Genomic DNA, 20,370 nt, shown 5'->3' on the forward strand with positions numbered 1-20,370 from the left:
AGAGGCGGACGGGAGCCGAGCCACTGGAGCCGGCAGCTGCCGGCTCGCGGCTCGTAGGGGATCGATGACTGAGTATGGCCGGGGCCCAGGCTCCGAACCGTGGCATCCGGAGGACCCGTTGTACGGGGACAGCGGATGGGGCGGACAGGCCGCCGACGGCCGGTCCGCCTACGACGGCGGCCAGCCGCAGCACTATCCGCAGGCTCAGGCGCACCAGGCTCAGCAGGGCGACTGGGGCACCGGCGGGCAGGCGTACGACCAGGGGCAGCAGCAGTACCAGCAGCCCCAGGGCGGTCCCGGGCAGTACCAGGGTCAGCAGCAGTTCCACGGGCAGCAGCAGTACCAGGGCCAGCAGCAGTACCCCGGGCAGGGGCATCCCCAGTACGGGGACCAGGCGCAGCAGCACTACGACGGCCAGGGACAGCCGCAGTACGTCGATCAAGGTCAGCAGCAGTACGGCGGTCAGGGCGGGCAGCAGTACGAGAACGGTGAGTGGCAGACCGGGGGCCACCCCCAGGTGTCCTACGGTGCCGACCCGACCGACCCCTACGCGGGCCAGTACACCGGCGAGCAGCCCGACTTCTACAACACTCCCGAGGCCTATCCGCCGCCCGAGCCTCCCGCCCGGCGCCGTGCCGAGCCCGAGCCGAAGACGGACTGGGACCCGGGTCCCGACCAGGGCGAGCACGCCTTCTTCGCGGGCGGCGACGATGACGACGACCTCGACGACGATGACGACCCCAAGGGGCGCCGGGGCCGCGGTGACCGCAAGGGCCGGGGCGGCGGCAAGGGCAAGAAGCGGCGCAGCGGCTGTGCGTGCCTGGTGGTCGTCGCGGTCTTCGGCGGTGGCCTCGCGGGCGTCGGCTACTTCGGCTACCACTACTACCAGAACCGTTTCGGCTCGGCGCCCGACTACGCGGGCGACGGCTCCGGCCAGGTGACCGTCGAGATCAACAAGGGCGCCGGCGGCTACGAGATCGGCCAGAAGCTCAAGGAGCTCGGGGTCGTCAAGAGCGTGGACGCCTTCGTCTCCGCCCAGCAGGAGAATCCTCAGGGCCAGAAGATCCAGGCGGGCGCCTATCTGCTGCGCAAGGGGATGTCCGCGGCGAGTGCCGTCGAATTGATGCTCGACCCCAAGAGCCAGAACAACGTGGTCGTGGCCCCCGGTAACCGGAATGCCACGGTCTACGCGTCGATCGACAAACAGCTCGGCCTTTCCAAGGGCACCACCAGCGGTGTCGCGAAGAAGGACTACAAGAGCCTCGGTCTGCCGAGCTGGGCGAACAGCAACCGCGACATAAAGGATCCGCTCGAAGGATTCCTCTGGCCCGCCACCTACCCCGCGGCCAAGGGGATGAAGCCCGAGAGCGTGCTCAAGGGCATGGTGAAGCAGGCGTCCAGCAACTACGCGGCCCTGGGCCTCGCGGAGAAGGCGAAGTCCCTCAAGCTCGCCGACCCGTTGCAGGTCGTCACGGTCGCCAGTCTCGTCGAGGCCGAGGGCAAGACGCACGACGACTACCGGAAGATGGCCGAGGTCATCTACAACCGTCTCAAGTCCAGCAACACCGAGACGAATCAATTGCTCCAGTTCGACTCGACCTTCAATTATCTGAAGGGCCAGAGCAATATCCACATCAGCGAGTCCGAGATCAACAGCAACAAGGACCCCTACAACACGTACACGCAGAGGGGACTGCCGCCCGGCCCGATCGGCAATCCGGGTGTCGATGCCCTGAAGGCGACGCTCAATCCGACGGGTGAGGGCTGGATGTATTTCGTGGCGACCGACGGTCACAGCAAGACCGAATTCGCCAAGACGAACGCAGATTTCGAGAAGCTCAAGGAAAAGTTCAATGACAGTTCGGGCAACTGATGCCCGCCGGGCCGCCGTGCTCGGGTCGCCGATCGCCCACTCCCTCTCCCCGGTGCTGCACCGCGCCGCGTACCGGGAGCTGGGCCTCGCCGACTGGTCGTACGACCGTTTCGAGGTCGACGAGGAGTCGCTGACCGGGTTCTTCGACGGGCTCGGCCCCGAGTGGGCCGGGCTGTCGCTGACCATGCCGCTCAAGCGAGCGGTGATCCCGCTGCTCGACGGCGTCACCGAGACGGCCGCCTCCGTCGAGGCGGTCAACACCGTGGTGTTCACCGAGGACGGGCGGCGCACGGGCGACAACACCGACATCCCGGGGATGGTCGCGGCGCTGCGCGAGCGGGGGATCGAGCAGGTCGACTCGGCCGCGATCCTCGGTGCCGGCGCCACCGCCTCCTCCGCTCTCGCCGCCCTCGCGCGGATCTGCACCGGCGAGGTCGTCGCCTACGTCCGCAGCGCGGAGCGGGCCGCCGAGATGCGGCTGTGGGGCGAGCGGCTCGGCGTCGAGGTGCGGACCGCCGACTGGGCGGACGCCGCCGAGGCGCTGCGGGCACCGCTGGTGATCGCCACGACTCCGGCGGGCACCACGGACGCCCTGGCCGCAGCCGTTCCGGAACGCCCGGCGACCCTCTTCGACGTGCTCTACGACCCCTGGCCCACGGACCTCGCGGCACGCTGGTCGGCGTACGGCGGTGCCGTCGTCGGCGGACTCGACCTGCTCGTCCACCAGGCGGTGCTGCAGGTCGAGCAGATGACCGGGCGCGCCCCCGCCCCGCTCGACGCGATGCGCAAGGCCGGCGAACACGCCCTCGCCGCCCGCTAGAGCCCGGCGGCACGGCGCTCCGTACGCCTCCCGGCCCGCTCCGGCACGGCGCTCATGGCCCGCAGTGCCCCGGTCGGCCGCGTCCGCCTGATGGACCTGCGGCCGGTTCCCGCCGTCGGACGTGGGAGGATCGGGGATGGCGGGCCAGGGCCGCGCACCCGGTCGCGCCGTCGCCGTACGCGAGGACGCGCGTACGCAGCAGCAGCACCAGGGCGCGAGCATGAGGAGCACCGTTGAGCAGGTTGCGCTGGCTGACCGCGGGGGAATCCCACGGTCCCGCACTTGTGGCCACGCTGGAGGGACTTCCCGCCGGCGTGCCGATCACCACGGACATGGTGGCGGACCACCTGGCCCGGCGGCGCCTCGGCTATGGACGCGGCGCCCGGATGAAGTTCGAGCGTGACGAGGTCACCTTCCTCGGCGGCGTCCGGCACGGACTCACCCTCGGCTCCCCGATCGCCGTCATGGTCGGCAACACCGAGTGGCCCAAGTGGGACCAGGTCATGGCGGCCGACCCGGTCGCCCCGGAGATCCTCGCCGACCTCGCCCGCAACGCCCCGCTGACCCGCCCCCGGCCCGGCCACGCCGACCTCGCCGGCATGCAGAAGTACGGCTTCGACGAGGCCCGCCCGATCCTGGAGCGCGCCTCCGCCCGCGAGACCGCGGCCCGCGTGGCGCTCGGCGCGGTCGCCCGCTCGTACCTCAAGGAGACGGCCGGGATCGAGATCGTCTCCCACGTCGTCGAGCTGGCAGCGGCCAAGGCGCCCTACGGCGTCCTCCCCAAGCCCTCCGACGTCGACAAGCTCGACGCCGACCCGGTGCGCTGCCTCGACGCCGACACGTCGAAGGCGATGGTCGCGGAGATCGACCAGGCCCACAAGGACGGCGACACGCTCGGCGGCGTCGTCGAGGTGCTCGCGTACGGCGTGCCGGTGGGCCTCGGCTCGCACGTGCACTGGGACCGGCGCCTCGACGCCCGGCTCGCAGCCGCGCTCATGGGCATCCAGGCGATCAAGGGCGTCGAGGTCGGCGACGGCTTCGACCTGGCCCGTGTGCCCGGTTCCCAGGCGCACGACGAGATCGTCCACACCGCGGACGGCATCCGGCGCTCCACCGGCCGCTCCGGCGGCACCGAGGGCGGCCTCACCACCGGCGAACTGCTGCGCGTCCGCGCCGCGATGAAGCCGATCGCCACCGTGCCGCGCGCGCTGGCCACCATCGACGTCGCCACCGGCGAGGCCGCCAAGGCCCACCACCAGCGCTCCGACGTCTGTGCGGTCCCGGCCGCCGGCATCGTCGCCGAGGCCATGGTCGCCCTCGTCCTGGCCGACGCCGTCGCGGAGAAGTTCGGCGGCGACAGCGTCACCGAGACCCGCCGCAACGTGACCGGCTACCTCGAGAACCTGGCCATCCGGTGACCGCGCCACGTCTGGTCCTCGTCGGCCCCATGGGGGTCGGCAAGTCCACGGTGGGCGCGCTCGTCGCCGAGCGGCTCGGCTGCGTCTACCGGGACACGGACGACGACATCGTCGCCGCGCAGGGCCGCACCATCGCCGACATCTTCGTCGACGAGGGCGAGGCCGCCTTCCGCGCGATCGAGAAGCGGGCCGTGCACGAGGCGCTCGCCGGACACGAGGGCGTGCTCGCGCTCGGCGGCGGCTCCATCCTCGACGAGGACACCCGCGCGCTGCTCGCCGGCCACCAGGTCGTCTACCTCTCCATGGACGTGGAGGAGGCGGTCCAGCGCACCGGACTGAACGCGGCCCGGCCGCTGCTCGCCGTCAACCCGCGCCGTCAGTGGCGCGAGCTGATGGAAGCCCGCCGCCCCCTGTACACCGAAGTCGCCCGCGCGGTCGTGGCGACCGACGGCCGCACCCCCGATGAGGTCGCCCGAGCGGTCCTCGACGCACTGGAGTTGAAGGAAGCATGAGCGAGGCAGTGACCCGCATCCAGGTCGGTGGCACCGCGGGCACCGATCCCTACGAGGTCCTGGTCGGCCGTCAACTCCTCGGTGAACTGGCCGGGTTGATCGGCGTCAAGGCCAAGCGTGTCGCGGTCGTGCACCCCGAGGCGCTCGCCGACACCGGTGAGGCACTACGCGCCGACCTGGCGGAGCAGGGCTTCGAGGCCGTCGCCATCCAGGTGCCGAACGCCGAGGAGGCCAAGACCGTCGAGGTCGCGGCCTACTGCTGGAAGGCGCTCGGCCAGTCCGGCTTCACCCGCACCGACGTCATCGTCGGAGTGGGCGGCGGCGCGACCACCGACCTGGCCGGCTTCGTCGCCGCCAGCTGGCTGCGCGGGGTGCGCTGGATCGCCGTCCCCACCACCGTGCTCGGCATGGTCGACGCGGCCGTCGGCGGCAAGACCGGCATCAACACCGCCGAGGGCAAGAACCTCGTCGGGGCCTTCCACCCGCCCGCCGGCGTGCTCTGCGACCTGGCCGCGCTCGACTCGCTGCCGGTCAACGACTTCGTCTCCGGACTCGCCGAGGTCATCAAGGCCGGCTTCATCGCCGACCCGGCGATCCTCGAACTCATCGAGTCCGACCCCGAGGCGGCCCGGACGCCCGCGGGACCGCACACCGCGGAGCTGATCGAGCGTTCCATCAAGGTCAAGGCGGAGGTCGTCTCGGGCGACCTCAAGGAGTCGGGGCTGCGCGAGATCCTCAACTACGGCCACACGCTCGCGCACGCCATCGAGAAGAACGAGCGCTACAAGTGGCGGCACGGCGCGGCGGTCTCCGTCGGCATGCACTTCGCCGCCGAACTCGGCCGTCTCGCGGGCCGGTTGGACGACGCGACCGCCGACCGCCACCGCACGGTCCTGGAGTCCGTGGGTCTCCCGCTGAGCTACCGCTACGACCAGTGGCCGAAGCTCCTGGAGAACATGAAGGTCGACAAGAAGTCCCGCGGCGACCTGCTGCGCTTCATCGTCCTCGACGGACTGGCCAAGCCCACCGTCCTGGAGGGCCCCGACCCGGCCGTCCTCCTCGCGGCGTACGGCGAGGTCGCGGAGTAGTACGCGACGACCCGGCGGACGTATTCACCGGGAAGACCCCTGCTCAACCCGTTCCGCCCCCTGGGCACTTCGGGCCTTCCCCGGCCGTTCACACAACGACGGCCGGGGAAGGTACCGTTCGGTAGCGGCGGGACCGGTGTCCCGTTCGCCAGCGACCATTGCCTGTACGAGACGGAGTGGCACCGGATGCAGCACGCAGTGGGGGCTCCGCTGCCGCCGCCCCATCAGCCGGGGCACGGACCGGCCGCCGGCTGGTCACCGGCCGGACAGCACCCGGGGCAGCCGGGTCCGGCACCCGCTCCGGGATTCGCCGGAGGTCCGGTCCCTCCGGGCGCTCCTCCGGCTCAGCCCCCGCAGCACCCCATGGCCCCGCACCACGGGCCCGGACAGCCTCCGCAGCACCCCTCCGCGCACCCCCCGCAGCACCTCCCGGTGCCGCCGCCGGACACCACCGGGCATGTGCAGCTGCCTCCGGGCGGCCCGGTCGGAATGCCGAGCGCGCCGCCGGCCCCCGGCACCCCCGACCCGGCCGCCACCACGCTCGCGGTCCTGCTGATCGGCCCCGCGGGCGCCGGGAAGACCAGCGTCGCCAAGTACTGGGCCGACCATCGCCGTGTGCCCACCGCCCACATCAGCCTCGACGACGTGCGCGAGTGGGTGCGCTCGGGCTTCGCCGACCCGCAGACAGGGTGGAACGACCACTCCGAGGCGCAGTACCGCCTGGCGCGCCGCACCTGCGGCTTCGCCGCGCGGAACTTCCTGGCCAACGGCATCTCCTGCATCCTCGACGACGCGGTCTTTCCGGACCGCCCGGTCGTCGGCCTCGGCGGCTGGAAGCGGCACGTGGGCCCCGGTCTGCTGCCGGTCGTCCTGCTGCCGGGCCTGGAGATCGTCCTGGAGCGCAACGCGGAGCGCTCGGGGAACCGCCGCCTCAGTGACGAGGAGGTCGCGCGCATCCACGGCCGGATGGCCGGCTGGTACGGCTCGGGCCTGCCCATCATCGACAACTCCCAGCTCGACGTGGCCACCACGGCTCGCGTCCTGGACGACGTCCTCGCCCGGTCGATCGCCAGCCCGCCCCAGTGGTGACGCACCGCTGAAGCCGTACGGCACCGGTCTGCCCGCCCGCCACGGACCCGTCCGGTCCCCCCGGGGGACCCGTCCGGCCCTCTGGACCGGCGTCATCCGTCCGCCGCTCGTACGCTCGGTTTCATGTCAGAGGTGTACGCGACCCGCAGAGAGCGGCTCCGGGAGCGCTGTGCGGCGAGTGGCAGCGCCACCGCGCTGGTGACTCGCCCCGCAAACGTGAGGTATCTCGCCGGCGCGGCCCCGCACGGCTCCGTCCTGCTGCTGCTCGGCCGCGGCGAGGACCTGCTGCTGTGCGGCGGACCGCCGACCGGTGACGCCGTCGAGGGACGGCCGGACGAGGCGGTGGACGTGAGGGTGCTGCCACGGGCCGGCGGAGATCCCGCCGTCGCCGCCGCGGGCATGGCCGCCGGACAGGGCGCCGAATCCCTCGCCGTCGAGGAGCACCACCTGACCGTGACCCGGCACCGCGCCCTCGGCTCGGTGGCGCCCGGGCTGCGCCTCGCGGACCTGGGCGGCGCCGTCGAGCAGCTGCGCGTCATCAAGGACGAGGAGGAGATCTCCTCCCTGCGGGTCGGCGCGGAGATCGCCGACCAGGCGCTCGGTGAACTCCTCGAATCCATCCTCGTCGGCCGGACGGAACGCCATCTCGCGCTGGAACTGGAGCGCAGGCTCGTCGACCACGGAGCGGACGGCCCGGCCTTCGCGACCTCGGTAGGTACCGGCCCGAACTCGGGCAGACGGGGTCACCGGCCCACCGACCGGCGGGTGGAGGAGGGCGACTTCCTCTCCGTCTGTCTCGGCGCGACCTACCGGGGCTACCGCTGTGAGATCGGCCGTACGTTCGTGATCGGCACCTCGCCCGCCGACTGGCAGATCGAGCTGTACGACCTCGTCTTCGCCGCTCAGCGCGCCGGGCGGGAGGCGCTCCTGCCCGGCGCCGCCTACCGCGACGTGGACCGCGCGGCCCGTCAGGTGCTGGACTCCGCGGGGCACACGGAAGGCGTCTCCTCCCTCACCGGGCACGGTGTCGGGCTCGAAATCGACGAGGACCCGCAGCTTGCCCCCGCGGCCATGGGTAAACTGGACGCTTGCGTGCCGGTCACCGTCGAACCGGGGGTCCACCTCCCGGGACGGGGCGGTGTCCGGATCGATGACACGCTCGTCGTACGCCCTGAGGCGGACGGCGGACCCGAGCTACTCACCATCACGACCAAGGAGCTGCTCGCGCTCTAGCTCTCCGAGCTGTGCGCCTGCGCCGGGGTCGTCCACGTCAGTCCAGGAGATTCCGCAACCGTGGCTTCCACGAACGACCTCAAGAACGGCCTGGTGCTCAAGCTCGACGGAGGCCAGCTCTGGTCCGTCGTCGAGTTCCAGCACGTCAAGCCCGGCAAGGGCCCGGCCTTCGTGCGCACCAAGCTGAAGAACGTGCTCTCCGGCAAGGTCGTCGACAAGACGTTCAACGCCGGCGTCAAGGTCGAGACGGCCACGATCGACAAGCGCGACATGCAGTTCTCGTACATGGACGGCGAGTACTTCGTCTTCATGGACATGGACACGTACGACCAGCTCATGGTCGACCGCAAGTCCGTCGGCGACGCCGCCAACTTCCTGATCGAGGGCTTCACCGCCACCGTGGCCCAGCACGAGGGCGAGGTGCTCTTCGTCGAGCTGCCCGCCGCCGTCGAGCTGGTCATCCAGGAGACCGAGCCGGGCGTCCAGGGCGACCGCTCCACCGGTGGCACCAAGCCCGCCACCCTGGAGACCGGCCACCAGATCCAGGTCCCGCTCTTCATCACCACCGGTGAGAAGATCAAGGTCGACACCCGCTCGAGCGACTACCTCGGCCGGGTGAACAGCTAACCGTGGCTGCCCGCAACACGGCCCGCAAGCGCGCCTTCCAGATCCTCTTCGAGGGCGACCAGCGCGGCGTGGACGTCCTGACGGTCCTCGCGGACTGGATCCGGCACTCCCGGTCCGACACCCGGCAGCCGCCGGTCAGCGAGTACACGATGCAGCTGGTCGAGGGGTACGCCACCAAGGTGCGCCGGATCGACGACCTCATCTCGCAGTACGCCGTCGGCTGGACGCTGGACCGGATGCCGGTCGTCGACCGCAACATCCTGCGTCTCGGCGCCTACGAGCTGATCTGGGTCGACGAGACCCCTGACGCCGTGGTTCTCGACGAGTCGGTGCAGCTGGCCAAGGAGTTCTCCACGGACGAGTCGCCCTCGTTCGTGAACGGCCTGCTCGGCCGTTTCAAGGAGCTGAAGCCGTCGCTGCGCCGCGACGAGGACTAGAACGACGGACGCGTACGACCCGCAGAGGTCGTACGCATCGCCGGAGGGCCCGCAGCCGACCGCTGCGGGCCCTCCGGCGTTCCTCCCGGGGTCCAGGCGCCTAGGGCGCCCTCCCGCCCTCTCGTGGTGCCTCTGGTGCTTCTGAGGCCGCTGCGCGCGCAGAAAGCCGCCGGGGGGGGGGGGGCCCCCCCCGGGGCGGCCCCCCCCCCCCCCCCCGGGAGGGGGGGGGGGGGGGGGGGGGCGCCCCCGCCGGGGGGGGCCCCCCCCCCCCCCCCCCCCCCCCCCCCCCCCGCGGGCCCCCCCCCCCGGGGGGGGGGGGGGGGCGGGGGGGGCGGCCCCCCCCGCGGGGGGGGGGGGGCCCCCCCCCGCGCCGCCCCCCCCCCCCCCGGGCGCCACGTTTCTGCTGAGCTGTGGTGCGGGATCAGCCCTCGTCGTGGGCGACCGCGCGACGCGCGTCGGCGTCCAGGACGCCCCAGCTGATCAGCTGCTCCGTCAGGACCGAGGGGGATTGGTCGTAGATGACGGCGAGGGTGCGCAGGTCGTCCTGGCGGATCGACAGCACCTTGCCGTTGTAGTCACCGCGCTGCGACTGGATCGTCGCCGCGTAGCGCTGGAGGGGGCCCGCCTTCTCGGCCGGCACGTGGGCCAGCCGCTCCAGGTCGAGGACCAGCTTCGGCGGCGGCTCGGCGGCACCGCCGGGCGTGGTGCCGGGCAGCAGCTCCTGCACCGGGACCCCGTAGAAATCGGCCAGTTCGGCAAGGCGCTGGACGGTCACGGCGCGGTCGCCGCGCTCGTACGAACCGACCACGACCGCCTTCCAGCGTCCCTGGGACTTCTCCTCGACGCCGTGGAGGGAAAGGCCTTGCTGGGTGCGGATGGCGCGGAGCTTGGCCCCGAGCTGTTTGGCGTATTCGCTGGACATATAGCTCCCCGGACGCTGTATCAACGTGCGGCTCCGCCGCGCGGCTGGTGACTCTGGTGACTCACTGTGAGGTTACGCAGCGTTACTCTCCCCCGTCAAGCGGAAGGGGTCGGACCCGGTCCCCGCACGGGAGTCGCCGGGGGGTGGCTCAAAGGGTGGTGATCAGGCGCGTTGCCGGGCTGGTACCGTGGATGGCGCAATTCCGACGTCCTTTAATGATCCGTCCCGTGAGGCGGAGAAGGAGGTCCGTTTCCTATGGACTCAGAGCAGGACAAGCAGCAGTACGAAGCCGATGCGCGGCCCGTTCTGGAGGCTCCCGACATCGCGCGGGTGCTGACCCGCATCGCCCACGAGATCGTCGAGCGCGCCAAGGGCGCCGACGACGTCGTGCTCCTCGGCATCCCGACCCGGGGCGTCTTCCTCGCCCGTCGGCTGGCCGACAAGCTCGAAGAGATCACCGATCGCAAGATCCCTGTCGGCTCCCTCGACATCACGATGTACCGCGACGACCTGCGCATGCATCCGCCGCGTGCGCTGGCCCGCACCGATATCCCCGGTGACGGCATCGACGGCCGCCTCGTCGTCCTCGTCGACGACGTGCTCTTCTCCGGCCGCACCATCCGCGCCGCGCTCGACGCGCTGAACGACATCGGCCGCCCGCGCGCCGTGCAGCTCGCGGTCCTGGTCGACCGGGGCCACCGCGAACTGCCCATCCGCGCCGACTACGTCGGCAAGAACCTCCCCACGTCGTTGCGGGAGACGGTCAAGGTCCAGCTCGCCGAGGAGGACGGTCGCGACACCGTGCTGCTCGGTGCCAAGCGGACCGCCCCGGACGAGCAGCAGTAGCACTCCGGCCCACCCCGCCGAGTGCGCTCCCGCGCGCCCGCATGCCCGAATCCTCCCTGAACTTCCCTACGGAGCCTGACAGATGCAGCGTCATCTCATCTCGGCCGCCGACCTCACCCGCGACGACGCCGTCCTGATCCTCGACACCGCCGAGGAGATGGCCCGGGTCGCCGACCGGCCGATCAAGAAACTGCCGACCCTGCGCGGCCGTACCGTCGTCAACCTCTTCTTCGAGGACTCGACGCGGACCCGGATCTCCTTCGAGGCCGCCGAGAAGCGCCTCTCCGCCGACGTCATCAACTTCACCGCCAAGGGATCGAGCGTCTCCAAGGGCGAGTCCCTCAAGGACACCGCCCAGACCCTGGAGGCCATGGGGGTCGACGCCGTCGTCATCCGGCACGGCGCCTCCGGGGCCCCGTACCGGCTCGCCACCTCCGGGTGGATCGACGCCGCCGTGATCAACGCGGGCGACGGCACCCACCAGCATCCCACGCAGGCCCTGCTCGACGCCTTCACCATGCGCCGCCGGCTGGTCGGCCGGGACGCCGGGATCGGCCAGGACCTGGCCGGCAGGCGCATCACGATCGTCGGCGACATCCTGCACAGCCGGGTCGCCCGCTCGAACGTCGACCTGCTGCACACCCTCGGCGCCGAGGTCACCCTCGTAGCGCCGCCCACGCTGGTGCCGGTCGGCGTCGAGTCCTGGCCCTGCGAGATCTCCTACGACCTCGACAGCACGCTCTCCAAGGCCGACGCGGTGATGATGCTCCGCGTCCAGCGCGAGCGGATGAACGCCGCGTTCTTCCCGACCGAGCGCGAGTACTCGCGGCGCTACGGCCTCGACGGCGAGCGCATGGCGAAGATGCCCGAGCACGCCATCGTGATGCACCCCGGCCCGATGGTCCGCGGCATGGAGATCACCGCCGAGGTCGCCGACTCCGACCGCTGCACCGTCGTCGAGCAGGTCGCCAACGGCGTCTCCATCCGCATGGCCGTGCTCTACCTGCTGCTGGGCGGCAACGAGCCCGCCGTCACCCACACCCGTACCGAGGAGAAGTAAGAACCATGAGCAAGATCCTTATCCGTGGGGCGAAGGTGCTCGGCGGCGAGCCGCAGGACGTCCTCATCGACGGCGACACGATCGCCGCGGTCGGCACCGGACTGTCGGCGGAGGGCGCCGAGGTCGTCGAGGCCGACGGCAAGGTGCTCCTGCCGGGCCTGGTCGACCTGCACACCCACCTGCGCGAGCCCGGCCGTGAGGACTCCGAGACCGTGCTCACCGGCACGCGCGCGGCGGCCGGCGGCGGCTTCACGGCGGTGTTCGCCATGGCCAACACCTTCCCCGTCGCCGACACCGCGGGCGTCGTCGAGCAGGTCTACCGGCTCGGCCAGCAGCACGGCTACTGCGACGTGCAGCCGATCGGCGCCGTCACCGTCGGCCTGGAGGGCAAGAAGCTCGCCGAGCTGGGCGCCATGCACGAGTCCGCCGCCGGCGTCACGGTCTTCTCCGACGACGGCAAGTGCGTGGACGACGCGGTGATCATGCGCCGCGCCCTGGAGTACGTGAAGGCCTTCGGCGGCGTCGTCGCCCAGCACGCCCAGGAGCCCCGCCTCACCGAGGGCGCCCAGATGAACGAGGGCATCGTCTCCGCCGAGCTGGGTCTCGGCGGCTGGCCCGCGGTGGCCGAGGAGTCGATCATCGCCCGGGACGTCCTGCTCGCCGAGCACGTCGGCTCCCGCGTCCACATCTGCCACCTGTCGACCGCCGGGTCCGTCGAGATCATCCGTTGGGCCAAGTCCCGCGGCATCGACGTCACCGCCGAGGTCACCCCGCACCACCTCCTGCTCACCGACGAGCTGGTGCGCACCTACAACCCGGTCTACAAGGTCAACCCGCCGCTGCGCACCGAGCGGGACGTCATGGCGCTGCGCGAGGCGCTCGCCGACGGCACGATCGACATCGTCGCCACCGACCACGCGCCGCACCCGCACGAGGACAAGGACTGCGAGTGGGCCGCCGCGGCCATGGGCATGGTCGGCCTGGAGACCGCGCTGTCCGTCGTCCAGCAGACGATGGTCGAGACCGGCCTGCTCGACTGGGCCGGCGTCGCCGACCGCATGTCCACCAAGCCCGCGCTGATCGGCGGGGCCACCGGCCACGGACGCCCCGTCTCGGAGGGTGAGCCCGCCAACCTCACGCTGGTCGACACCGCATACCGTGGGGACGTGGACCCCGCGGGCTTCGCCTCGCGCAGCCGCAACACCCCCTACCAGGGCCGCGAGCTGCCGGGCAGGGTCACCCACACCTGGCTGCGGGGCAAGGCCACCCTCGTCGACGGGAAGCTCGCGTGACACCTCTCCTCCCCCTGGCCGCCGAACAGAAGTCGGCGGAAGTGACCGACTGGGCCGCCCGCATCGGCTGGCTCGTCGGCATCGTCCTCTTCATCGCGCTCGTCTACTGGCTGATGCGCGAGGGCTGGAAGTGGCGCGGCACCCTCCAGGGCGACCTGCCCGAGCTGCCCACCGCGCCGGAAGACCCCGGCCCGGTGAAACTGGGCATGAGCGGCCGCTACCACGGCTCCACCACCGCCGGGCAGTGGCTCGACCGGATCGTGGCGCACGGCCTCGGCACCCGCAGCCGGGCCGAGCTCACGCTGACGGACGCGGGACTGGACGTCGTACGCCCCGGTGCGAGCGACTTCTTCGTCCCGGCCTCGCAGCTGCGCGAGGCCCGGCTCGACAAGGGAATCGCGGGCAAGGTCCTCACCGAGGGCGGACTGCTCGTCGTCACCTGGCAGCACGGCGACCGGCTGCTCGACTCCGGCTTCCGCTCGGACCGCGCGGACGAGCACGCGGCCTGGGTCGAGACCCTGAACAACATGATCAACACGACGGAAACGGAAGGCGCACGATGACGACCTCCACCCAGGGGAACGCCTCGCAGAGGGAGAAGGCGCTTCCCGCCGTACTCGTCCTGGAGGACGGCCGGGTCTTCCGCGGCCGCGCCTACGGGGCCGTGGGGGAGACCTTCGGCGAAGCGGTGTTCTCCACCGGCATGACCGGTTACCAGGAGACCCTCACCGACCCGTCCTACCACCGCCAGGTCGTCGTGATGACCGCCCCGCACGTCGGCAACACCGGTGTGAACGACGAGGACCCCGAGTCCCGGCGGATCTGGGTCGCCGGGTACGTCGTCCGCGACCCCGCGCGCGTGCCCTCCAACTGGCGCTCCCGCCGGTCCCTCGACGAGGAGCTGCGCACGCAGGGCGTCGTCGGCATCAGCGGTGTCGACACCCGCGCCCTCACCCGCCACCTCCGCGAGCGCGGCGCCATGCGCGTCGGCATCTTCTCCGGCAACGCGCTGCCCGACGAGGGCACCATGCTCGCCGAGGTCCGCCAGGCGCCCGAGATGAAGGGCGCGAACCTCGCCGCGGAGGTCGCCACCAAGGAGACGTACGTCGTCCCCGCGATCGGCGAGAAGAAGTTCACCGTCGCCGCCGTCGACCTGGGCATCAAGGGCATGACCCCGCACCGGATGGCCGAGCGCGGCATCGAGGTCCACGTCCTGCCCGCGACGGCCACCGCCGAGGACATCTACGCCGTGAACCCGGACGGCGTCTTCTTCTCCAACGGCCCCGGCGACCCGGCCACCGCCGACGGTCCCGTGGCGGTCATGCGGGAAGTGCTCGCCCGCAAGACCCCGCTCTTCGGCATCTGCTTCGGCAACCAGATCCTCGGCCGCGCCCTCGGCTTCGGCACCTACAAGCTGAAGTACGGGCACCGCGGCATCAACCAGCCGGTGCAGGACCGTACGACCGGCAAGGTCGAGGTCACCGCGCACAACCACGGCTTCGCCGTCGACGCCCCGCTCGACAAGGTCTCCGACACCCCCTACGGCCGCGCCGAGGTCTCCCACGTCTGCCTCAACGACAACGTGGTGGAGGGCCTCCACCTGCTCGACCAGCCGGCCTTCAGCGTCCAGTACCACCCCGAAGCGGCAGCAGGACCGCACGACGCCGCCTACCTGTTCGACCGTTTCACGTCTTTGATGAACACAGTCCTGATGGAGGGCCAGCGTGCCTAAGCGCACCGATATCCAGTCCGTCCTGGTCATCGGCTCCGGCCCGATCGTCATCGGCCAGGCCGCCGAGTTCGACTACTCCGGCACCCAGGCGTGCCGCATCCTAGGGGCCGAGGGCCTGCGGGTCATCCTCGTCAACTCCAACCCGGCGACGATCATGACCGACCCGGAGATCGCCGACGCCACCTACGTCGAGCCGATCACCCCCGAGTTCGTCGAGAAGATCATCGCCAAGGAGCGCCCGGACGTCCTGCTGCCGACCCTCGGCGGCCAGACGGCCCTGAACACCGCGATCTCCATGCACGAGCAGGGTGTGCTGGAGAAGTACGGCGTCGAGCTGATCGGCGCCAACATCGAGGCCATCAACAAGGGCGAGGACCGCGACCTCTTCAAGGGTGTCGTCGAGGCCGTCCGCGAGAAGATCGGCCACGGCGAGTCCGCCCTGTCCGTGATCTGCCACACCATGGACGACGTGATCGCGGGCGTGGACACGCTCGGCGGCTACCCCGTCGTCGTCCGCCCCTCCTTCACCATGGGCGGCGCCGGCTCCGGCTTCGCCCACAACGAGGAGGAGCTGCGCCGCATCGCCGGCCAGGGCCTCACGCTCTCCCCGACCACCGAGGTGCTCCTGGAGGAGTCCATCCTCGGCTGGAAGGAGTACGAGCTGGAGCTGATGCGCGACAAGAACGACAACGTCGTGGTCGTCTGCTCCATCGAGAACTTCGACCCCATGGGCGTCCACACCGGTGACTCGATCACCGTCGCCCCGGCGATGACGCTCACCGACCGCGAGTACCAGCGACTGCGCGACATCGGCATCGCGATCATCCGCGAGGTCGGCGTCGACACCGGCGGCTGCAACATCCAGTTCGCGGTCAACCCCGACGACGGCCGCATCATCGTCATCGAGATGAACCCGCGCGTCTCGCGCTCCTCGGCGCTCGCCTCCAAGGCCACCGGCTTCCCGATCGCCAAGATCGCCGCCAAGCTGGCCGTCGGCTACACGCTCGACGAGATCCCGAACGACATCACCGAGAAGACCCCGGCCTCCTTCGAGCCGACCCTCGACTACGTCGTCGTGAAGGCCCCGCGCTTCGCCTTCGAGAAGTTCCCGTCCGCCGACTCCACCCTCACGACCACCATGAAGTCGGTCGGCGAGGCCATGGCGATCGGCCGCAACTTCACCGAGGCGCTCCAGAAGGCGCTGCGCTCGCTGGAGAAGAAGGGCAGCCAGTTCACCTTCGTCGGCGAGCCCGGCGACAAGGCCGAGCTGCTCAGCGAGGCCGTCCGGCCCACCGACGGCCGCATCAACACCGTCATGCAGGCCATCCGCGCCGGCGCCACACAGGAGGAGGTCTTCGAGTCGACGAAGATCGACCCGTGGTTCGTCGACCAGCTCTTCCTGATCAAGGAGCTCGCGGACGACCTGGCCGGTGCCGACAAGCTCTACCCCGAGCTGCTCGCCGAGGCCAAGCGGCACGGCTTCTCCGACACGCAGATCGCCGAGATCCGCGGCCTGCGCGAGGACGTCGTGCGCGAGGTGCGGCACGCGCTGGGGGTACGCCCGGTCTTCAAGACGGTCGACACCTGCGCCGCCGAGTTCGCCGCGAAGACGCCGTACTTCTACTCCTCCTACGACGAGGAGAGCGAGGTCGCGCCGCGCGAGAAGCCCGCCGTGATCATCCTGGGCTCCGGTCCCAACCGCATCGGCCAGGGCATCGAGTTCGACTACTCCTGCGTCCACGCCTCCTTCGCGCTCAGCGACGCGGGCTACGAGACGGTGATGGTCAACTGCAACCCCGAGACCGTCTCCACGGACTACGACACCTCCGACCGCCTGTACTTCGAGCCTTTGACGCTGGAGGACGTGCTGGAGATCGTCCACGCGGAGTCGCTGGCCGGTCCCATCGCGGGTGTCATCGTGCAGCTGGGCGGCCAGACCCCGCTCGGCCTCGCGCAGGCCCTCAAGGACAACGGCGTGCCGGTCGTGGGCACCCCGCCCGAGGCCATCCACGCCGCCGAGGACCGCGGCGCCTTCGGCCGGGTCCTCGCGGAGGCCGGCCTGCCGGCCCCCAAGCACGGCACCGCCACCACCTTCACCCAGGCCAAGGCCATCGCCGACGAGATCGGCTACCCCGTCCTCGTCCGCCCGTCGTACGTCCTCGGCGGCCGCGGCATGGAGATCGTGTACGACGAGACGCGACTGTCCTCGTACATCGCCGAGTCGACCGAGATCAGCCCCTCCCGGCCGGTCCTCGTCGACCGGTTCCTCGACGACGCGATCGAGATCGACGTCGACGCGCTGTACGACGGCGAGGAGCTCTACCTCGGCGGCGTCATGGAGCACATCGAGGAGGCCGGCATCCACTCCGGCGACTCGGCGTGCGCGCTCCCGCCGATCACCCTCGGCGGGTTCGACATCAAGCGGCTGCGCGCCTCGACGGAGGCCATCGCCAAGGGCGTCGGCGTCCGCGGCCTGATCAACATCCAGTTCGCGATGGCCGGCGACATCCTCTACGTCCTCGAGGCCAACCCGCGCGCCTCGCGCACCGTCCCCTTCACCTCGAAGGCGACCGCGGTGCCGCTCGCGAAGGCCGCCGCCCGCATCTCGCTCGGTGCGACCGTCGCCGAACTGCGCGCCGAGGGACTGCTCCCGGCCGTCGGCGACGGCGGCACCCTGCCGCTCGACGCGCCGATCTCCGTCAAGGAGGCCGTCATGCCGTGGTCGCGCTTCCGCGACATCCACGGTCGCGGCGTCGACACGGTGCTCGGCCCGGAGATGCGCTCCACCGGTGAAGTCATGGGCATCGACTCGGTGTTCGGCACGGCGTACGCCAAGTCCCAGGCGGGCGCCTACGGTCCGCTGCCGACCAAGGGCCGCGCGTTCATCTCGGTCGCCAACCGCGACAAGCGCTCGATGATCTTCCCGGCGCGTGAACTCGTAGCCCACGGCTTCGAGTTGCTCGCCACGTCCGGCACGGCCGAGGTGCTCAAGCGCAACGGCATCAATGCCACCGTCGTGCGCAAGCAGAGCGAGGGCACCGGCCCGAACGGCGAGAAGACCATCGTCCAGCTCATCCACGACGGCGAGGTCGACCTCATCGTCAACACGCCGTACGGCACCGGCGGCCGCCTCGACGGCTACGAGATCCGGACCGCGGCCGTGGCCCGGGCCGTCCCGTGCCTGACGACGGTGCAGGCGCTCGCCGCCGCCGTCCAGGGCATCGACGCGCTCAACCACGGAGACGTGGGCGTGCGCTCACTGCAGGAACACGCCGAGCATCTGACCGCCGCGCGCGACTAACAGCCCAGAGGGGGACACCGGGAAACGGTGTCCCCCTCTTCATGAGGCCCCTATCCCGCCTGAGGCCCTCACCGGGCTCTTCCGAGGACACGATCATGTACAAGTTCTTCTTCAACCTCGTCTTCAAGCGGATGGACCCGGAGCAGGCCCACCACCTCGCCTTCCGCTGGATCCGGCTCGCCGCCCGCGTCCCCGTCCTGCGCACCTTCGTCGCCGCCGCGCTCGCCCCCCGCCACAAGGAACTGCGCACCGAGGCGTTCGGGCTGCGCATGCACGGCCCCTTCGGACTCGCCGCCGGGTTCGACAAGAACGCCGTGGCCATCGACGGCATGGCCATGCTCGGCTTCGACCACATCGAGATCGGCACGGTCACCGGGGAGCCGCAGCCCGGCAACCCCAGGAAGCGGCTGTTCCGCCTCGTCCCGGACCGCGCGCTGATCAACCGCATGGGCTTCAACAACGAGGGCTCCGCGGCCGTCTCCGAGCGCCTGGCGGCCCGCACGCCCGTCTTCAGGACCGTCGTCGGCGTCAACATCGGCAAGACCAAGGTGGTCCCCGAGGAGGAGGCCGTCGGCGACTACGTGACGTCGACCGAGCGGCTCGCCCGGCACGCCGACTACCTCGTCGTGAACGTCTCCTCCCCGAACACGCCCGGTCTGCGCAACCTCCAGGCCACCGAGGCGCTCCGCCCGCTGCTGAGCGCGGTCCGCGAGGCCGCAGACCGCTCGGTGACCGGCCGGCGCGTCCCGCTCCTCGTCAAGATCGCTCCCGACCTCGCCGACGAGGACGTCGACGCGGTCGCCGACCTCGCCGTGGAACTCGGCCTCGACGGGATCATCGCGACGAACACCACCATCGAGCGCGAGAGCCTCGGTCTGCTCTCCGAGCCCGCACTGGTCGGGGAGACCGGCGGACTGTCGGGCGCCCCGCTCAAGGCCCGCTCGCTGGAGGTGCTGCGACGCCTCTACGCGCGCGTGGGCGACCGCATCACCCTGGTGGGCGTCGGCGGCATCGAGGACGCCGAGGACGCCTGGCAGCGCATCCTGGCCGGCGCCACGCTGGTCCAGGGCTACAGCGCCTTCATCTACGAAGGACCCTTCTGGGGCCGCGCCATCCACAAGGGGCTCGCCGCCCGTCTGCGGACGAGCCCGTACACCACCCTCGCCGACGCGGTCGGCGCCGACGTGAGGAAGTCCGCATGAGCCTGGAACCCTTCGGCGCCCGCCTGCGCCGCGCCATGGACGAGCGGGGCCCGCTGTGCGTGGGCATCGACCCGCACGCCTCCCTGCTCGCCGACTGGGGCCTGGCCGACGACATCGCGGGCCTGGAGCGCTTCAGTCGCACGGTCGTCGAGGCGCTCGCCGACCGGGTCGCCGTCCTGAAGCCGCAGAGCGCCTTCTTCGAGCGCTTCGGCTCGCGGGGGATCGCCGTCCTGGAGAAGTCGGTCGAGGAGGCCCGCGCCGCCGGGGCCCTGGTCGTGATGGACGCCAAGCGCGGCGACATCGGCTCGACCATGGCCGCGTACGCCGAGACCTTCCTGCGCAAGGACGCGCCCCTCTTCTCGGACGCGCTGACCGTGTCGCCCTTCCTCGGCTACGGCTCGCTGCTGCCCGCGGTCGAGCTGGCGCGCGAGAGCGGGGCCGGGCTTTTCGTCCTGGCGCTCACCTCCAACCCGGAGGGCGGCGAGGTCCAGCACGCCCTGCGCGAGGACGGCCGGAACGTCGGGGCGACGATGCTGGCGCACCTGGCCGTCGAGAACGCGGGCGAGACGCCGCTCGGCTCCTTCGGCGCGGTCGTCGGCGCCACGCTGGGCGATCTGTCCTCCTACGACCTCGACATCAACGGCCCGCTCCTCGCGCCCGGCATCGGCGCCCAGGGTGCGACCCCGGCCGATCTGGCGGGCGTCTTCGGCCCCGCGGTGCGCAACGTCGTCCCGAACGTCAGCCGGGGTGTCCTCCGGTTCGGTCCCGACGTGGTCGCGCTGCGCTCCTCCGCGGACCGCTTCGCGGAGGAGATCAGGGCCGCTGTGGCCGCCGCCTGAGCCCTTCGCGTCACTCCGGAACAGCCCTGACGACGGTCTTCCCGGCGCCCCGAGTCTGAATACATTCTCAAATCCGGGG

The 20,370-nt window shown here is 71.3% G+C and carries 18 protein-coding genes; 17 read left to right on the forward strand and 1 reads right to left on the reverse strand.

The window, feature by feature from the left end; all coding sequences use genetic code 11:
• Window positions 1-64: 64 nt before the first annotated feature.
• The 9 genes from mltG (at window position 65) to nusB (ending at window position 9,097) form a co-directional block, all read left to right on the forward strand.
• Window positions 65-1,873, forward strand: coding sequence for an endolytic transglycosylase MltG (gene mltG / locus ACIRQH_RS20585; protein WP_388930415.1), 1,809 nt, complete (start codon window positions 65-67; stop codon window positions 1,871-1,873).
• Window positions 1,854-2,693, forward strand: coding sequence for a shikimate dehydrogenase (locus tag ACIRQH_RS20590; protein ID WP_358821687.1), 840 nt, complete (start codon window positions 1,854-1,856; stop codon window positions 2,691-2,693). The genes mltG and ACIRQH_RS20590 overlap by 20 nt, the downstream gene beginning before the upstream one ends.
• Before the next feature lie 233 nt (window positions 2,694-2,926).
• Entirely contained in the window at window positions 2,927-4,111 is a 1,185-nt protein-coding gene (gene aroC, locus ACIRQH_RS20595) for a chorismate synthase (protein WP_358822707.1), read from the forward strand.
• 29 nt (window positions 4,112-4,140) lie between these two features.
• Window positions 4,141-4,623 (forward strand): shikimate kinase, encoded by a 483-nt coding sequence (locus tag ACIRQH_RS20600; protein ID WP_358822708.1) that lies wholly within the window; start codon window positions 4,141-4,143, stop codon window positions 4,621-4,623.
• Window positions 4,620-5,711 (forward strand): 3-dehydroquinate synthase, encoded by a 1,092-nt coding sequence (gene aroB / locus ACIRQH_RS20605; protein WP_358822706.1) that lies wholly within the window; start codon window positions 4,620-4,622, stop codon window positions 5,709-5,711. The genes ACIRQH_RS20600 and aroB overlap by 4 nt, the downstream gene beginning before the upstream one ends.
• 186 nt (window positions 5,712-5,897) lie before the next feature.
• Window positions 5,898-6,800 (forward strand): Pro-rich N-terminal domain-containing protein, encoded by a 903-nt coding sequence (locus ACIRQH_RS20610; RefSeq protein WP_388930419.1) that lies wholly within the window; start codon window positions 5,898-5,900, stop codon window positions 6,798-6,800.
• Window positions 6,801-6,923: 123 nt separating this feature from the next.
• On the forward strand, window positions 6,924-8,033 hold the full coding sequence (locus tag ACIRQH_RS20615; protein ID WP_358822704.1) for an aminopeptidase P family protein: 1,110 nt from the start codon (window positions 6,924-6,926) through the stop codon (window positions 8,031-8,033).
• A gap of 60 nt (window positions 8,034-8,093) precedes the next feature.
• A complete protein-coding gene (efp, locus tag ACIRQH_RS20620; protein WP_081223344.1) occupies window positions 8,094-8,660 on the forward strand; it encodes an elongation factor P in 567 nt (188 codons plus the stop codon).
• 2 nt (window positions 8,661-8,662) lie between these two features.
• Window positions 8,663-9,097, forward strand: a complete 435-nt coding sequence (nusB, locus tag ACIRQH_RS20625) for a transcription antitermination factor NusB (protein WP_358822703.1) — start codon at window positions 8,663-8,665, stop codon at window positions 9,095-9,097.
• Window positions 9,098-9,518: 421 nt separating this feature from the next.
• Here nusB and bldD read toward each other — a convergent pair whose 3' ends face one another.
• Entirely contained in the window at window positions 9,519-10,019 is a 501-nt protein-coding gene (gene bldD, locus ACIRQH_RS20630) for a transcriptional regulator BldD (RefSeq protein ID WP_037621142.1), read from the reverse strand.
• Between the two features lie 255 nt (window positions 10,020-10,274).
• Here bldD and pyrR point away from each other — a divergent pair, with 255 nt between their 5' ends.
• The 8 genes from pyrR to pyrF all read left to right on the forward strand — a co-directional run bounded on the left by pyrR (window position 10,275) and on the right by pyrF (window position 20,291).
• Window positions 10,275-10,865, forward strand: a complete 591-nt coding sequence (gene pyrR / locus ACIRQH_RS20635; RefSeq protein WP_358819967.1) for a bifunctional pyr operon transcriptional regulator/uracil phosphoribosyltransferase PyrR — start codon at window positions 10,275-10,277, stop codon at window positions 10,863-10,865.
• A gap of 82 nt (window positions 10,866-10,947) precedes the next feature.
• Window positions 10,948-11,925 (forward strand): aspartate carbamoyltransferase catalytic subunit, encoded by a 978-nt coding sequence (locus ACIRQH_RS20640; protein ID WP_358819968.1) that lies wholly within the window; start codon window positions 10,948-10,950, stop codon window positions 11,923-11,925.
• A 5-nt stretch (window positions 11,926-11,930) separates the two neighbouring features.
• A complete protein-coding gene (locus tag ACIRQH_RS20645; protein WP_358819969.1) occupies window positions 11,931-13,217 on the forward strand; it encodes a dihydroorotase in 1,287 nt (428 codons plus the stop codon).
• A complete protein-coding gene (locus ACIRQH_RS20650; protein ID WP_358819970.1) occupies window positions 13,214-13,780 on the forward strand; it encodes a hypothetical protein in 567 nt (188 codons plus the stop codon). The genes ACIRQH_RS20645 and ACIRQH_RS20650 overlap by 4 nt, the downstream gene beginning before the upstream one ends.
• A complete protein-coding gene (gene carA, locus ACIRQH_RS20655; protein ID WP_388876400.1) occupies window positions 13,777-14,949 on the forward strand; it encodes a glutamine-hydrolyzing carbamoyl-phosphate synthase small subunit in 1,173 nt (390 codons plus the stop codon). Before ACIRQH_RS20650 ends, carA begins: the two co-directional genes overlap by 4 nt.
• On the forward strand, window positions 14,942-18,250 hold the full coding sequence (gene carB, locus ACIRQH_RS20660) for a carbamoyl-phosphate synthase large subunit (protein WP_404226769.1): 3,309 nt from the start codon (window positions 14,942-14,944) through the stop codon (window positions 18,248-18,250). The genes carA and carB overlap by 8 nt, the downstream gene beginning before the upstream one ends.
• Window positions 18,251-18,345: 95 nt before the next feature.
• Window positions 18,346-19,452 carry a quinone-dependent dihydroorotate dehydrogenase gene (locus ACIRQH_RS20665; protein WP_358819973.1) on the forward strand — a complete coding sequence of 369 codons (1,107 nt, stop codon included), beginning with the start codon at window positions 18,346-18,348 and terminating at the stop codon, window positions 19,450-19,452.
• Window positions 19,449-20,291, forward strand: a complete 843-nt coding sequence (pyrF, locus tag ACIRQH_RS20670) for an orotidine-5'-phosphate decarboxylase (protein WP_358819974.1) — start codon at window positions 19,449-19,451, stop codon at window positions 20,289-20,291. Before ACIRQH_RS20665 ends, pyrF begins: the two co-directional genes overlap by 4 nt.
• The last annotated feature ends 79 nt before the right edge of the window (window positions 20,292-20,370 follow it).

It is taken from the genome of Streptomyces sp. NPDC102279 (genome assembly GCF_044766365.1).
Taxonomy (GTDB): Bacteria; Actinomycetota; Actinomycetes; order Streptomycetales; family Streptomycetaceae; genus Streptomyces.